At 70.2% G+C, this 14,285-nt stretch carries 12 protein-coding genes and 1 tRNA gene; 5 read left to right on the top strand and 8 right to left on the bottom strand.

Annotated elements, in window-relative coordinates; genetic code table 11:
* Positions 1 to 30 precede the first annotated feature (30 nt).
* On the top strand, positions 31 to 198 hold the full coding sequence (locus RS86_RS20645; RefSeq protein WP_160299689.1) for a hypothetical protein: 168 nt from the start codon (positions 31 to 33) through the stop codon (positions 196 to 198).
* A gap of 29 nt (positions 199 to 227) precedes the next feature.
* On the opposite strand, the gene RS86_RS12515 is transcribed toward RS86_RS20645, so the two are convergent.
* Positions 228 to 1,229: a helix-turn-helix domain-containing protein gene (locus RS86_RS12515; RefSeq protein WP_045272578.1), complete on the bottom strand. Its 1,002-nt coding sequence runs from the start codon at positions 1,227 to 1,229 to the stop codon at positions 228 to 230.
* 85 nt (positions 1,230 to 1,314) lie between these two features.
* Here RS86_RS12515 and RS86_RS12510 point away from each other — a divergent pair, with 85 nt between their 5' ends.
* Entirely contained in the window at positions 1,315 to 1,542 is a 228-nt protein-coding gene (locus RS86_RS12510) for a hypothetical protein (protein WP_045272577.1), read from the top strand.
* A 31-nt stretch (positions 1,543 to 1,573) separates the two neighbouring features.
* Here RS86_RS12510 and RS86_RS12505 read toward each other — a convergent pair whose 3' ends face one another.
* The 7 genes from RS86_RS12505 to RS86_RS12475 all read right to left on the bottom strand — a co-directional run bounded on the left by RS86_RS12505 (position 1,574) and on the right by RS86_RS12475 (position 10,130).
* Positions 1,574 to 4,930 (bottom strand): ATP-binding protein, encoded by a 3,357-nt coding sequence (locus tag RS86_RS12505; RefSeq protein ID WP_045272576.1) that lies wholly within the window; start codon positions 4,928 to 4,930, stop codon positions 1,574 to 1,576.
* Positions 4,927 to 5,655 (bottom strand): DUF4194 domain-containing protein, encoded by a 729-nt coding sequence (locus RS86_RS12500; protein ID WP_082076755.1) that lies wholly within the window; start codon positions 5,653 to 5,655, stop codon positions 4,927 to 4,929. Before RS86_RS12500 ends, RS86_RS12505 begins: the two co-directional genes overlap by 4 nt.
* Positions 5,652 to 7,121, bottom strand: a complete 1,470-nt coding sequence (locus RS86_RS12495; protein ID WP_045272575.1) for a DUF3375 domain-containing protein — start codon at positions 7,119 to 7,121, stop codon at positions 5,652 to 5,654. Before RS86_RS12495 ends, RS86_RS12500 begins: the two co-directional genes overlap by 4 nt.
* Positions 7,122 to 7,209: 88 nt before the next feature.
* Positions 7,210 to 8,250 (bottom strand): hypothetical protein, encoded by a 1,041-nt coding sequence (locus tag RS86_RS12490; RefSeq protein ID WP_152642156.1) that lies wholly within the window; start codon positions 8,248 to 8,250, stop codon positions 7,210 to 7,212.
* 114 nt (positions 8,251 to 8,364) lie between these two features.
* The gene (locus tag RS86_RS12485; protein ID WP_045272573.1) at positions 8,365 to 8,847 is read right to left on the bottom strand and encodes a hypothetical protein; all 483 of its coding nucleotides are present in this window, start codon (positions 8,845 to 8,847) and stop codon (positions 8,365 to 8,367) included.
* Positions 8,848 to 9,017: 170 nt separating this feature from the next.
* Positions 9,018 to 9,090, bottom strand: a tRNA-Ala gene (locus RS86_RS12480).
* Between the two features lie 113 nt (positions 9,091 to 9,203).
* Positions 9,204 to 10,130, bottom strand: a complete 927-nt coding sequence (locus RS86_RS12475; RefSeq protein WP_045272572.1) for a LysR family transcriptional regulator — start codon at positions 10,128 to 10,130, stop codon at positions 9,204 to 9,206.
* A gap of 120 nt (positions 10,131 to 10,250) precedes the next feature.
* Between RS86_RS12475 and RS86_RS12470 the strand changes: the two genes are divergently transcribed.
* The 3 genes from RS86_RS12470 (at position 10,251) to RS86_RS12460 (ending at position 14,271) form a co-directional block, all read left to right on the top strand.
* Positions 10,251 to 11,807, top strand: a complete 1,557-nt coding sequence (locus RS86_RS12470) for an aminotransferase class I/II-fold pyridoxal phosphate-dependent enzyme (RefSeq protein ID WP_082076754.1) — start codon at positions 10,251 to 10,253, stop codon at positions 11,805 to 11,807.
* A 62-nt stretch (positions 11,808 to 11,869) separates the two neighbouring features.
* The gene (locus RS86_RS12465) at positions 11,870 to 13,369 is read left to right on the top strand and encodes an amino acid permease (protein WP_045272571.1); all 1,500 of its coding nucleotides are present in this window, start codon (positions 11,870 to 11,872) and stop codon (positions 13,367 to 13,369) included.
* Positions 13,366 to 14,271 (top strand): universal stress protein, encoded by a 906-nt coding sequence (locus tag RS86_RS12460; protein ID WP_045272570.1) that lies wholly within the window; start codon positions 13,366 to 13,368, stop codon positions 14,269 to 14,271. The genes RS86_RS12465 and RS86_RS12460 overlap by 4 nt, the downstream gene beginning before the upstream one ends.
* Positions 14,272 to 14,285: the final 14 nt, after the last annotated feature.

The raw sequence follows: 14,285 nt of genomic DNA, 5'->3' as shown, positions 1-14,285 counted from the left end.
AGCCTCAGCCCACCGACCTACGCTCGCCCGATGGCGACGCGGAACGACGGCAGACGACATCGCAGGCGGACGGCCGCAGAGCGCGGATATCGGACGCCGTGGATCCTCCGAGATGTCTACGGAGCGCCGGTGTGGAGCATGCTTGCGGTCGCGCTGGTGATCATCGGCGTGCTCGTCCTCTATCTGTCGACGCGGTAGCCCTGCGCTCCAAGCAGACCGGCCAGGCGCTACCCGAGGGACAGCAGCTCTCGCTCCGCCGTCTGCTCCGCGAGGTCGCAGGCGTACGTGCGACGGTATGCGCTCGGCGCGATCCCGACCTCCCGCGTGAAGTGGTGCCGGAACAGCGTCGCACTGCCGAATCCGCAGGTGGCCGCGATCTCCTCGATCGATGCATCGGTCGTCTCGAGGGCGAGCCGCGCATGCAGCACGCGCTGAGCGGTGAGCCACTGCATCGGCGTCACCCCGGTCTCTGCGACGAACCTCCGCGCGAACGTGCGGGTGGACATGTGCGCACGCTGCGCGAGCGACGCGACGGAATGCGCGGCGCCGAGACGATCGCCCAGATAGGCCAGGACATCGCCCATGGCATCCGAATCGGCCTGCGGCACCGGGCGCTCGATGTACTGACGCTGCCCGCCGTCGCGCTGCGGCGGCACCACCATGTTCCGGGCGATGACATTGGCGATCGCGCTGCCGAGCTCGCGTCGCACGAGGTGCAGACTCGCATCGATGCCCGCCGCGGTACCGGCGCTCGTGATCAGATCACCGTCGTCCACGAACAGCACGTCCGGATCGATGCGGGCCGTCGGGTAGCGCCGCTGCAGTTCCTCGGCATAGCGCCAGTGCGTCGTGCACGGCCTCCCGTCGAGAAGCCCGGCGGCTCCCAAGATGAAGGCCCCGGAACAGGCGCTCAGCAGGATCGCCCCGCGATCCGCGGCGCGGCGCAGCGCATCCAGCAGCTCGACCGGGTACTCCTCGGCGGGACGGACGCGTGCCGCGGGCACCGCGATCACGTCGGCGTGGTCCATCGCCTCGAGCCCGTAGGCGGGGATGACCTGCGCCCCGACCTCCGTGCTCACGGGTCGCCCGGCCTCGAGGCCGCACACGCGGAAGTCGAAGGCGGGGACGTCCGAATAGACGCTCCGGTCCAGTCCGAAAACCTCGCTGAGCAGGCCGAATTCGAAGACGGCGAGCCCGTCGATCACGGGAAGGGTGACGCTCTGCAGCATGCTGCGATCATACTGGCTGAATCTTTATGGCGAAAGTCTTTCCGCCATCTGGTGGCAGGATCCTGGTGCTCGTAGCTTTGAAGCCATGACCGAGACCGCCACGACCCCCGCCCCTTTCCGGATCCCTCTTGCGCGCACGGATGCCTCCCCGCGTACCGCTGCGGACGCCGCGCCGTCGCCGCAGCGACGCCCGCGTCTCGCGATGCCGACGTGGCTGCCGCGCCGGATCCTGCAGCGCGGCGGCGTGCCGACCCGCGAGGACGCGCGCGCGATGCGCGACCTGCAGGCCGCGCTCGATCGCAGCGACTGGTGACAGGCCGCCTCTGTGCGAGGATCCGCGCGGCTCAGCGAGCCTCGGGCAACGCGACCTTGAGTTTCGCCCAGGATCGCCCCTGGGTGTCCTTCAGGATGTCGTACTCCACGTCGACGTGCGGTTCGATCGCACTGTACTTGTCGTTGGGGGCGCCGATCACGAGCTGGAACCCGAGACCGCGCCAGGCGCCGATCGCCCGCTTGGTGAAGTGCGCATCGGCCTTGATGAGGGCCTCGTCCATGAACACCGGGGCGTAGCGCGGGCGCTCGGCCCCGGCGTCGCCCAGCTGGTAGCGGAGCGCGGCGCCGACGATGAACGCGATGAGCTCCTGCGACTCGCCGCCGGACTTCTCGCCGATGTGGTCGTAGAGCGCGACGTGCTGCTTGGTGTCGGCGGTGACGCGCTCAGCACTCACCCGCACGTGGTTGCGCACGTCGATGAGATCGGCGAAGTCCGGCGCGGTGCGCCGCAGGTGCCCGATGAGACGCGACATCCGGCGGTAGGCCTGCTCGCGTTCCTGATCGCTGGACGCGGTCTCGATGAGCCCTCGCACCTCGCGCAGGTCACGACGGAAGCGCTTGCGCGCCTCGGACTGGCTCTCGCGGGTCGTGATCTGCAGGCGGTGGTGGTCGTCGTAGAACGGCAGGTCCTGCATGATCCGGTTGATCGGCTCGATCCGTTCCCGGATGTCCCGCAGCGCCCGGCCGAGCGTGGAGTCGAGGTTCGTGAGATCGTTCCCGGAGAGGTGGACGAGGCTGTCCCGCCACTCGCTCTCGAGCTGATGCAGACCGCTCGTCTCGAGCGCCGCGAGGATGCTCTCGAAGTCGTCGACGTACAGATCCGGATCGGCGACTAGGTTCGGGTTCTCCCAGCGCTCCAGGAATCCGGCCATCAGACGGCGCATGCTCTCGCGCTGTTCGTGGTGAGCCTCGAACGCCGTCGCCCGGTCCTCGTTCAGCCGGTTGCCCGCGGTCTGCAGCGCACCGTCGAAGCGCTCCAGCAGCACCGAGGGTGCGGCCTTGGCCGATGCGGGCGAGGCGAAGCGGTCGTCGAGGTACTGCGCCTGCTCCGTGCCCACGGCACGATCGGATCCGGTCGCCTCGTCGATCAGCGCCTGACCGGCGTCGACGTCGTCGGTGATCTCGCCCCAACGTCGCTCGACCTGCTGGCGCTCGGCCGTGGCCGCGCCGATCTCCTCGCGGAGTCGTCCTGCCAGGCCCTTGGCCTTCTCGATCTGCGCCGCGATCCCGGCGATGTCCGGGTTCTTCTCCGCGACCTCGGTCTCGACGCCGCGCCAGCGCTCCTGCACGGCGACGAGGGCATCGACGTCGACCTGGTCCCACACGACGTCCACGATCCGCGCGAAGGCCGCGCGCTCGGCATCGAAACGGTCCAGCGCCGTCTCGGCCGCCGTCACGGCTTCCTCCGCACGCTCGAGAGCGGGCCGAAGCTCCTCGACCGCGGCCTCGAGCTCGCGCAGCCGGGCGCGGTTGGAGAAGCCGAGCACGTTGGCCCGGCCGTGGCCGCCATGCGCGCCCTGGTCTCCGCGGGAGACCTGACCCGTGATCGTGAGCGCCTGCTCGTGCGCGGCGAGCTCCGCGGCAGTGTTGACGCAGACGAAGCCGAACCGCTCGGCCAGCCGCACCTGCAGCCACCCGGCGAACGGAGTGTCGGCGTACTCGAGACGTCCCGGCAGCCGGTTCTCCGCTCCCCCACCGCTCACGGAGAGTCCGGTGTGCACGCCCTGGTACGTGAGGCGGCGCGGAGTGCGCATGCCGTCGATCGCGGTGCGGAACCGGTCCAGGTCGGCGATGTCGAGCAGCACGGTCGTGGCGAAGCCGCCGAGGGCGAGGTTGAACGCCTCGCGCCACGGCTCGTACTCGGTGCGGACCTCGATGAGCTCGCCCACGAAGGGCAGCTGGTGCGGTTCGAGCCCCGCCGCCTCGGCGAGCATCTCGCGGGAACGGTACAGGTCGCCGGGGATGTTTCCCGCGAACGCCGTGGCCTCCTCGGCCGCACGCTCGCGCTGCGCGAGTTCGGTCTTGAGGCCGTCCCTGGTGCGACGCGCGTCGGCCCAGGCCTCGCGCGCGCTGCCCTTGGCATCCGCGTCGCCGAGCACCGCGCGGGCGCGCCCGACGAGCTTGTCGAACTCCGCCCTGCTGTGCACCTCCGCGCCGAGCGCGCGCAGGTCGTCGTCGAACCTCGCACGAAGGACTCGAGCGTCCTCGAGACGCCGCTCGACGCCGCGCAGCTCCCGCTGCGCCGTCTCCAGCCTGTCGCCGCCGCGCTCGCGCAGCAGATCCCGCAGGCCCTCGTGCTCGACCTCCGCGGCCTCGGCCTGCACGCGCTTCTCCCGGACGAGGACGTCGAGCACGCGGGTACGGTCGCGGAGCTCATCCTCGACCGTGCGGAGCAGATCCATGCGCCGCTCGGCACGCCAGAGGGAGGCGACGGACGTCGGATCCTCGAACACGCCCACCGCGTCGATGAGCGTCATCCGGCCGGCCGCGGTGTCGATGCGCTGGCGCAGGTCCCGGATCGGCTCGAGGGCGGCGACCTGCTGGCGTGCAACGAGCATGCGCTGCTTCGTGCTCTCGAGCTCGTCGAAGTGCACGACCACGGCGTCCGCGGTGCGCATCGTCTCTGGCTCTTCGAGCACCAGGCGCTTGTACAGGTCGTCGACCGTCGTGATCTGCTGTCCCGCCTGGATGCGGGCGAGCAGGCTCATCGCGTTCGCGCCGGATCCCGCGGCTCCGATGCCCAGCACGGAGTGCAGCCGTGCCGAGAACTCGCGGTCCGTGCCCACGGGTTCCAGCCCGGCGGCGCGCACGGAGGCGTCGGTGAGGCGCTGCGCGGCCGCACGCTCGAGTGTCGCGAGGTCGAACGCGGTGTTCGCGGTGGCGCGCACGCGCACCGTGTCCTCGAGCACGCGCGCGCCGGCCGGGATGTACCAGGCGCGCACGGCTGTGAAGCGCGAGTCGTCGTGGTCCCGCCACGTCACCGCGATCGCTGTCCAGGTGTCCTCGCCGTCGCCGCGGAGCACCTGCACCTTCGTGCCCTCCTCGGTGCGCGTCTCGTCGAGCTTGCCGCGCCCGTAGGAGAGCACGTTGCGCTGCTCGTCGCCACGGGGGCGCCCGGTGACACCGCCGTTCGACGCGCCGTTGAATGGCGTGGTGTGCGGCATCATGAGCGCGATATACGCGTCCATGAGCGTCGACTTGCCGGATCCGGATCCGCCGCACAGCAGGGTCGCGGCAGGAGAGAACCGCACGCGGTGCGGTCCTCCGTCGTAGCCGCCCCAGTTCACCAGCTGCAGATCCTCCGCGACCCACTGCTGGCCGCGGGATGCTTCGGGGATCAGTCCGAAGAGAGTGTCGACCATGGTCATGACAGGGCGTCCTCCAGGGCTTCCTCGGCGGCGTCGTCGAGCGCGACGCCGCCTGCGGCGGCACGTCGTTCGGCGGCGGTGTCGCGCAGCCAGTCGCGCAGCTCGGTGAGCTTCTCCGCACTCAGCACGACCTCGACGAGAGGACCGATCCGATAGCGGCCGGTCGTCTCCTCGCTGATGATCCCGTCGTTCGAGAGCTTGCGCATCGCATCGCGCACGGCCTTCTGGCGGCGCGAGATGTCGCCATCGGCGTCGGTGAAGTAGCTGAGCACGGTCTGCTCGACGTCCTCGATGTCGATGCGCGGCGCGGCCTCGCCCGCCACGTTCTCGCGCTCGTAGACGGTGCGCAGGTGCACCAGCACGAGCGTCTCGGAGCGGGTGTACGGCGTATCGCGCAGGAGGATCGGGATGTCGAGTTCGTCGATGCGGATCTGCTGCTTGTACGCCAGACCGTGCGCGTGATCGACGATCAGCCGGATGTACAGATCGTTGAGGCGCGACTCGATCACCGTCTGGTGGTCGAGGAGGGCACGCCACTCGGTGCGGTTGCGGTCGGCGAGCAGGAAGCGCCGGTGCAGGATCAGCGCGAGCGTGCGCCGCACCTCGGGATCGAGCACCCCGCGGTCACCCGGGAACAGCTCGGCGAGGTCGTCCTCCATCGCGACGGGCTCGATGAACCCCGAGGTCTCGGTGGCATCGGAGGTCTCTGCAACATCGGAGGTCATCGTTCCTCTTCCTTCCTCGCATGGGCGGTCACGGATCCGAACGCGAATCGGCGCGCGGTGCCGTCGGGGCGCACGGTCTCCACGATCGAGACCCCGTCCGCCTCTGCCAGCCCGTTGCGGTGGGCGATCTCGAGCAGTCCGAGCAGATCGACCGGGCGGCGGGTGCTTTCCGCGGTGATCGCCTGAAACGCCTCGCCGAGGTCGAACTCGTCGGCGAGTCCTGAGACGTGCGCCTCGAGTTCGGCGTAGTGCGGGCCACCCCAGGCCCGCGTGTCGGCGTCGACGAACTCGGCGTCCTGACCCTGCGTGACCAGCGCCGCCGGCGATCCGGGCGGGCGGATGTCGCCGAGCGATTGGCGCAGGTGGCCGATGCTCGCCACCGGCAGGCGGCGGAGCGGTTCCACCGGGGTCTCGGGGGTCCGCGTCTGCGTCCAGGCCTGCATCCCCGCGATGACGTCGCGCAGCAGCTCGTCGACCTGGCGATCGCGCGCGGGGTCGTGCGTGCGCACCTGACCCGCGATGACGTGCGACGCGCGGCGCTGTGCGGTCAAGACCTCCTGTACGCCCAGCTCCATCCGACGCCCGATCATGTCGAGCTCCGTGCGCTGAGTGCCGTCCAGCAGCTGCGCGAACGGGCGCGCGAGGAGCCCGTGCAGCTGCTCCGTGAGCTCGTCGATCCGCTCCGGGTCGCCGATGAGGCGCAGCGCGCCCGCGAATGCCTGCCCCTCGCGCGTCGACTGCATGACCTGCTGGCCGCGCAGCAGATATTCGCGCAGCACCTCCCCGGTCGGGCGCTCGTCGCGACGGAGGTCTCGGATCACATCGCGCTGCATCGCCTTGATCGACTCCGCGACGCGCGTGAAGTCCGCCGGCAGCCCTCGCGAGAGGTGCAGCACGTTCTCAGCCTCTTCGAGCAGTTCGTCCTCCGGCACAGGATCGGCCGCCCCGCTCTCGAGCGCCGTGATCTGGGCGTCGAGCGCCGCCCGCTCCGCGCGCAGGCGCCTCAGGCGCCGGGCCGGGTCGTCGTCCGCGTTCCCCGCGAGGCGCTCCACGGCCTCGAGCAGGGTGCGCACCCGGGAGTTGGAGACGCGCGCGCCGCCCCCGGTGAGGTCGGCTATCTCGAGCGCACGCACGGCGTGCGCGGTGAGGCGGTAGACCTCGCTCTCGCCCTCGATCTGCTGGCCGAGCCAGCCGACCTTGATCCAGTACCGGCACACCTCACGACCGGTCGTGGCGGGCAGCCGGCGGTCGTCGCGCCCATAGCCCGCCGCGCGGAGCTGATCCAGCATCTCGCCGACCTCGACGTGCGCATCGGCGACGGCCACTGTCGGCCGGTCGGCGGAGAACATCTGGCTGAGCACGGCGACGACGAAGGGCGCGAACCGGCCGTGCAGCAGGTCGAGCGTCGGCGTCTTGAACGCCGCGAGAGCGCGCAGATAGGCGCCCTCTGCCCTGCTTCCGGTCACGATCGCTCCCTACAGCTGTGGAACGCGCCGTTCCCAAAGGCCTCAGCCTATCAATGCCGCTCGCTGCGAGACGTCGTACCCGGGCGCCTCAGCTCATCGCCGTGGTCACGGCGGCAGCCACCAGCCCCAGGACGATGACGAGGGCTCCGATGGCGAAGCCGCGGCCCGACCGGGGCACCGCGAAGAGAGCGTCGCGCTCGACGCTGCGGCTCCTCCATCCCGATGCCGTCTCAGCGGGCACTGGCGCGTCCGGCCGCGAGAAGAGCGAGACGAGACGATCGATGTCGCCGACCCAGCGCCAGAACACGGGGTCGGTGAACGGGAGTGTCTTGCGGGCGATGATGTGGATCCGGCCGCCGTCCACCTCGATGTCGCACTTCCCGGCGACCTCGAGCAGAGCGTCACGCACCTGCGGTGTCAGCTGCCTCCGCACGGCTTCGTCGTCCTGGGGCTCACAGTAAACCCGGACCCGCTCGTCGAAGTCCTCGTTGATGCTGACCTGATGCTGCGTGCTTCCGCGGGTCGACGTCTGGCTCCAGACGTCTCCGAACTTCGTGGCAACGGTCATCGACGGCGCTGCGGCCCGAAGATCCAGCGCGACATAGCTCGAACTGTGCGCGACCGTCGAGCGCCCCATGCTCCGCGCGTAGTGATAGGTGCCCGCTTCGAGCCCGGACCTCTCGGGCGCGCGCAGCAGATCCCTGATCGCGAGCGGCCCGCCGGTGCGGAATCGGGCGACGAGATGCTGTGCCGCAGGCTCGGCGCCGACGTGACTCATCCGGTTGTCCGCCGCGAAGCGGGTGAGCCGGTAGGTGCTCTCGTCGAGCGCCCGGCGGCGGGATCCGAACGCTCTGATCTGCGCGATCGCGAACGGCGCGACCATGAACGCCGCGATGATCCAGGTGAGGACGTTCATCCCGTCCCCGCCGAAGATCAGCTGCACGAACACCACCACGATCGCGGCCAGCACCCCGAACCCGAGAGCCTGGATGACGACGCTGATCACCAGCCGTCGCACCGACAGCTCTTCCTCAGCGCTTCCGTGGATCGCGCTCTCCGGCAGGCGGACATGCGCTGATCGGTCGACCGGTCCCCGCAGGGCGGCGGTGTCGAACTCGAAGGAGCTCACGCCATCCATTTGTCCTCCCTCACGAAGATCGCACAACGGAGCAGTCTGCCACCTCGCATGCGGGGTGCCCGGAGTCTTCGAGCGGATGGCATGCGCGGGAGCGAGGTCAGAGTCTCACCGAGGTCCGGTCCACGCGCCGTAGCGTTCGGTCATGCCCGTGAGCCCGACGCCCCCTGTCCCCGCATTTGTCACGCCCAGTGGAGCGAGGCCGTTCGCCGCCGCCCTCAGATCGACCACCTCGTGACCGTCGGTCGTGTCCGCTCCGGCCGTGATCTCAATCGCGTTCGGCTCCCACGGCACCGCACCCCAGATCGCTTCGACGACCGCATCGAGTTCTTCTGCGGAGAACGGTTCACCGCTGTCTGTCACGAGTGACAGGTCAAGCCGGTAGGCGAACCCGTTGAGCGACTTTCCGAGGTCCTCCACTGCCAGCACTCTGGGGGACGCGGCCACGACAGCCTCAGCGATGCTCCCGTAGCCGGTCGTTTCACCGGCGCGGTGGTCGATCTCCGAGGCGATGACGGAGCAGCCTGTCGCCGCTCCGCACAGCAGCACGCTCGCGAGCGCGACCGCGATCGCCCTCTGACCCATGTTCATCGATCGCATCCGTCCACGATCCCACAGCTCACGGGATCGCGACCCGATGGCCCGCAGCGCTGAGACCCATGAGCGCTGCGCGTTCAGTAGCGTGCGTCGCATCTCGGGAACAGGGAGTTTCCCACCCCATCCGAATACACGAAAACCCCTGGGTGACCAGGGGTTTTTCGTGGACCTGAGGGGACTCGAACCCCTGACCCCCTGCATGCCATGCAGGTGCGCTACCAGCTGCGCCACAGGCCCAGACGCTGTTCGCGGCTTCCCGCGACAACTCGTTCAGCCTACAACATGGCCGTCTCACTGCGCCAATCGTGACGCCTGATACGCGCCGCCGGGCGTGTCATCCCCTCCCCGGGTCACGCGGAGGGCAGCGCGCTGAAGGCGTCGCGGATCGCGAGCACCAGCTGGCGGACCGCGGTGGACGGCCCGCGCGTCGACCCCTCCGCCGAGGTGGCCACGAGGATCGAGCGCACGAAGGACGGATCCGCGATCGGTCGCAGGACGATCCCCGGATGAGATCCGCCGACCGCGAGGCTCGGCAACAGCCCCACCGCGAGACGGGCGGCGATCATCCCGAGCATCACTTGGAAGTCGTCGGTGCGGATCGCGACGTCCAGAGCATGCCCTCTGGCGGCGAAGGCGTCGATCACGATCGTGTCCATCGGATCGTTCCCCGCCGCGGCGAAGAGCCAGCGCTCCTGCCACAGCGTGAGCAGCGTCGGCACGTCGATGGGCCTCGGCGTCGCGAGCGGATGCCCGACGGGCAGGGCCAGCAGGAGCGGATCGCGGTGCACCTCCCTCGTGGCGACGTGCGCGCGGAACGGCAGCTCGTACCCCGGCACGGTGTAGACCAATGCGGCGTCCAGGCCTCCGCGATTGATCCGGTCCACGAGCGTCGGCACCTCCTCGAGCATCGCGTCGACCTCGATCCCGAGATCGTCCACGCGCGTCACGACCGACGGCAGGATCTTCGCCGCCGCCGTGGGGAAGGTCCCGAAGCGCAGTCGCACCTGCCCCATCGACGTCAGCTCCCTGGCGTCGCGGATCGCGCGTTCGCCCAGGGTCAGGATCTCCTGCGCCCGCTCCAGCAGCAGCGATCCGACCGGGGTGAGCCGGCTCCCCCGCGACGAGCGGATCAGCACGGGAGAGCCGACGAGGCGCTCCAGGTTCTTGAGGTGGTAGTCGACGGTCGGCTGCCCCCAGCCGAGCCGTCGCGCGGCCGCGGTCACCGACCCCTCGGCGTGCACCGCGCGGAGCGCTTCCAGCTGGCGCAGATCGAGCATGGAAACCAACCTCCTATGTCGGCAAGCACCGTTTGGCAGCATTCTGTCACATACAGGATATGTGGGCCAGGAGAAATTCCGGGGATTCCTCCTTCGTCCGAATGGCCGCACCATGGACCAATGCCGTTCCCCGAGTCCCTCACCCTCGACCCGTCCCCCGCCGCATCGTCCGGCTCGCCGATCGTGGATCCCCGCCACCGCGAGACCCCATACGCCGACGCTCTGGAGCGGCACGCGGAGCGGGCGCCGATCCAGCTGATGGTCCCGGGACACGGTGGCACCGGCCGCGGGCTGAGCGCCCGGCTCGCGGAGTTCCTCGGCGAGCGCGTGCTGCAGCTCGACGTCCCCATGCTGCTGGAGCGCATCGATCTCGGCGAGGACTCGCCGCTCTCCCAGGCGCTCAACCTCGCCGCAGATGCCTGGGGTGCACGCCGCACCTGGTTCCTCACCGGAGGCGCGTCTCAGGCCAACCGCGTCGCCGCTCTCGCGGTGCGCGGGCTCGGCCCGGGGATCCTCTCGCAGCGCAGCGCCCACTCCAGCTTCAGCGACGGCGTCCTCACCGCGGGACTCACCCCGTCGTTCGTGCTGCCCTCGGTCGACGCCCGGCACGGCATCGCGCACGGCGTCTCCCCCGCGGCCCTCGACGAGGCCATGACCTCCGCCGCGCGCGACGGGCACGCCGCGAGCGCCGTGTACATCGTCTCGCCCAGCTACTTCGGCGCCGTCGCCGACATCGCCGGCCTCGCCGAGGTCTCCCATGCGCACGGCGCTCCGCTCATCGTGGACGGCGCCTGGGGCCCCCACTTCGGGTTCCACCCCGATCTGCCGGAGTCGCCCACGCGGCTCGGCGCCGACCTCGTCGTCTCGAGCACGCACAAGCTCGCCGGATCCCTGACCCAGTCGGCGATGCTGCACCTCGGGGACGGCCCGTTCGCCGATCGTCTGGAGCCGCTGGTCGAGCGCGCGGTCACGCTCACCGCCTCGACCTCGTCCTCCGCGCTGCTGCAGGCCTCGCTGGACATCGCCCGCCACTCCCTGATGACCGGCGAGCACCACATCGGTCAGTCGATCGCCGCAGCGGAGTCGTTCCGCGACGCGCTGCGCGAGGACCCGCGCTTCGCCGTCCTCAGCGACGGCTTCGATGCCTTCGAGGACATCGTCGCCGTCGACCCGCTGCGGGTTCCCATCGACGTCTCCGCCACCGGCGTGAGCGGTCACTGGCTGCGTCAGCGACTGATCGAGCGCGACGGCATCTACTTCGAGATGTCCACCGCCACCTCCCTCGTCGCCCTCATCGGCGCGGGAACGACGCCGGATCTCGCGACCGCGCACCGCGCGCTCGTCGCCGCCGTCGACTCGGCGGACGCTCACGCCGAGCGCACCGCGGGCGACGCGGCCGGCTTCCCGGCGCTCCCGCCGTCCGGACCACTGCGGATCCTGCCGCGCGACGCATTCTTCTCCGCCACCGAGCTCGTGCCTGCCGCGGAAGCGGTCGGCCGTATCTCTGCGGACACCCTCGCCGCCTATCCGCCGGGGATCCCGAACGTGATCCCCGGCGAGCAGATCACGGCGGAGACCGTCGCGTTCCTGCAGGCGGTCGCGGTGTCCCCCAGCGGGTACGTCCGCGGTGCCGTGGACGCGCAGGTGTCGCGCTTCCGGGTGACGAGAGAAGTCTGAACAAAGGTTCCCGCGGCGCACCGCGTCGCGGGTCGGCCCCACCATTCGAAGGAGATTGGTCCATGCCCACCATCGCCCAGCAGTTGCTGCGCCGGAAACCCACCGCGCCGGTCGCGACCGGGGAGGTGCACCTGAAGAGGAGCATCGGCCTGTTCTCGCTGACCATGATCGGCGTCGGCGGGACGCTCGGCACCGGCATCTTCTTCATCCTGTCGCAGGCCGTGCCGATCGCCGGTCCCGCCGTGATCTGGTCCTTCGTGATCGGCGGCGTCGTCGCCGGGCTCACCGCGCTCTGCTACGCGGAGATGGCCGGTGCGGTGCCCGTGTCGGGATCCACCTACTCCTATGCCTATGCGACTCTCGGCGAGGGCACGGCGATGGCGGTCGGCGCCTGCCTGCTGCTGGAGTACGGCGTCTCGACCGCGGCGGTCGCCGTCGGGTGGTCCCAGTACGTCAATCAGCTGCTGCAAAACCTGTTCGGCTGGCAGATCCCGGTCCAGTTGTCGCAGGCGCCCGAGCAGGGCGGCATCGTGAACATCCCCGCCGTGATCGTGATCGTGCTCTGCGCGCTGCTGCTCATGCGCGGCGCCCGCGAGTCCACGCTCGTGAACAGCATCATGGTGGTCATCAAGATCTCGGTCGTGCTGTTCTTCTGCGCGGTCGCGTTCACCGGCTGGAACACCGACCACTTCCACAACTTCGCCCCCGCCGGCCTCGCGGGCGTCGTCGGCGGAGCCGGAATCATCTTCTTCTCGTTCGTCGGACTCGACGCGGTCTCCACCGCCGGTGACGAGGCGAAGAACCCGAAGCGCAACCTGCCGATCGCGATCATGTTCGCGCTCGGGATCATCATCACGCTGTACGTGCTCACGTGCCTCGCCGCGCTCGGCGCCCAGGCGCCCGAGAAGTTCAAGAACCAGGACGCCGGCCTCGCCGCGATCCTGCAGAACATCATCGGATCCACCTGGCCGGGCACCGTCGTGGCGATCGGGGCGATCATCTCGATCTTCTCAGTGACGCTGGTCTGCCTGTACGGGCAGACGCGCATCCTGTTCGCGATGTCCCGCGACGGGATGATCCCGCGGGTCTTCGCGAAGGTCAACCCGCGCACGATGACGCCGATCCCCAACACGGTCATCGTCATGATCGCCACCGGCGTCCTCGCGGCGGTCGTCCCGATCGACTTCCTCGCGGAGATGACCAGCATCGGCACGCTCGTGGCGTTCCTGGTGGTGTCCCTCGGCGTGATCATCCTGCGTGTCCGCGAGCCCGAGCTGGAGCGCGGCTTCCGCCTCCCGCTGGGCTGGACGATCCCGATCCTGTCGATCCTCGGCTGCATCGCGATCATCACCCAGCTGCGCCTGTTCACGATCCTGGTGTTCCTGGCCTGGACCGCCGTCTTCCTCGTCTTCTACTGGTTCTACGGCCGTCGCCACTCCGCGCTCCAGGTCGGACACCCCGTGATCGAGGCCGAGGCGCCGTACACGACCAATGTCGCACAGCCCAGCACCGGAGCCGTGCGAGAGGCGGCCGAGGCCCGCCGCAAGGCGGACCGGACATGAGCCTCGTCGTCGGGCTGGATCCGGCGCACCGCTCCACGGCGGTGCTGCATCTCGCAGCGATGCTGGCCCGCTCCGCCGACACCGACCTCGTGGTCGCCACGGTGCTTCCGCAGACGTGGCCGATGGCCGCGGGCAGCGCAGACGCGGAATGGCGCGGGTACACGCGCGACACCGCGAATCTCGTGCTCGATCATGCCGCCGCCGTGCTGGGCGGCAGCGTCCGCGCGGAGTACCTCGTGCACGAGGCGTCCTCCGCACGGCGCGGGCTCGCCGAGCTCGCGGTCGACCGCGGCGCCGCCCTCATCGTGATCGGCTCGTCCTCCGCCGCTCCCGTCGGCCGGATCGCTCTGGGGTCGGAGAGCGACGCTCTGCTGCATGCCTCGCCCGTACCGGTCGCGATCGCACCCCGCGGTTTCCGCGCCGCCGAGGACGCCCGCGTGGGCCGCGTGACTGCGGCATTCCGCGGGACCGACTCCTCGGGCGACCTCGTGCTCGGCGCGGCCGGCGTGGCCGCCGCGGTGGGCGCCGATCTGCGTATCGCCTCGTTCGCCGTCGTCCCCCCGGAGTCCGGGACCTCGGGAGCGGGTCTCGATGCCGAGAAGCGCATCGCCCGGCAGTGGACCGAGGACATCGAGCGTCAGGCGGGCGGCTTGCTCGCTCAGGTGTCGCGACTCGAGGAGGCGCCTCGGATCGCAGGCACCGAGATCGGCGTGGGCGACAGCTGGGATGCGGCGATGGCACAGGTCGAATGGCGCGCCGATGAGGTGCTCGTGGTCGGCTCGAGCACGCTCGGGCCGATCGCCCGGGTCTTCCTGGGCTCGCATGCGGCGAAGGTCGTGCGCCACGCCCCTGTTCCGGTGGTCGTGGTGCCCCGCGGCGCCGCCGTCCCCGACCTCGACTGACCCACGGGTGCGGC

The sequence above is a fragment of the Microbacterium azadirachtae genome, assembly GCF_000956505.1.
GTDB lineage: Bacteria > Actinomycetota > Actinomycetes > Actinomycetales > Microbacteriaceae > Microbacterium > Microbacterium azadirachtae_A.
This window is presented reverse-complemented; position numbering and strand designations above follow the sequence as displayed.

What these genes read in the sequence shown, in the direction of transcription:
- RS86_RS20645 (WP_160299689.1), top strand. Translation starts at nt 31, where the DNA reads ATGGCGACGCGGAACGACGGCAGACGACATCGCAGGCGGACGGCCGCA.
- RS86_RS12515 (WP_045272578.1), bottom strand. Translation starts at nt 1,229, where the DNA reads ATGCTGCAGAGCGTCACCCTTCCCGTGATCGACGGGCTCGCCGTCTTC.
- RS86_RS12510 (WP_045272577.1), top strand. Translation starts at nt 1,315, where the DNA reads ATGACCGAGACCGCCACGACCCCCGCCCCTTTCCGGATCCCTCTTGCG.
- RS86_RS12505 (WP_045272576.1), bottom strand. Translation starts at nt 4,930, where the DNA reads ATGACCATGGTCGACACTCTCTTCGGACTGATCCCCGAAGCATCCCGC.
- RS86_RS12500 (WP_082076755.1), bottom strand. Translation starts at nt 5,655, where the DNA reads ATGACCTCCGATGTTGCAGAGACCTCCGATGCCACCGAGACCTCGGGG.
- RS86_RS12485 (WP_045272573.1), bottom strand. Translation starts at nt 8,847, where the DNA reads ATGAACATGGGTCAGAGGGCGATCGCGGTCGCGCTCGCGAGCGTGCTG.
- RS86_RS12475 (WP_045272572.1), bottom strand. Translation starts at nt 10,130, where the DNA reads ATGCTCGATCTGCGCCAGCTGGAAGCGCTCCGCGCGGTGCACGCCGAG.
- RS86_RS12470 (WP_082076754.1), top strand. Translation starts at nt 10,251, where the DNA reads ATGCCGTTCCCCGAGTCCCTCACCCTCGACCCGTCCCCCGCCGCATCG.
- RS86_RS12465 (WP_045272571.1), top strand. Translation starts at nt 11,870, where the DNA reads ATGCCCACCATCGCCCAGCAGTTGCTGCGCCGGAAACCCACCGCGCCG.
- RS86_RS12460 (WP_045272570.1), top strand. Translation starts at nt 13,366, where the DNA reads ATGAGCCTCGTCGTCGGGCTGGATCCGGCGCACCGCTCCACGGCGGTG.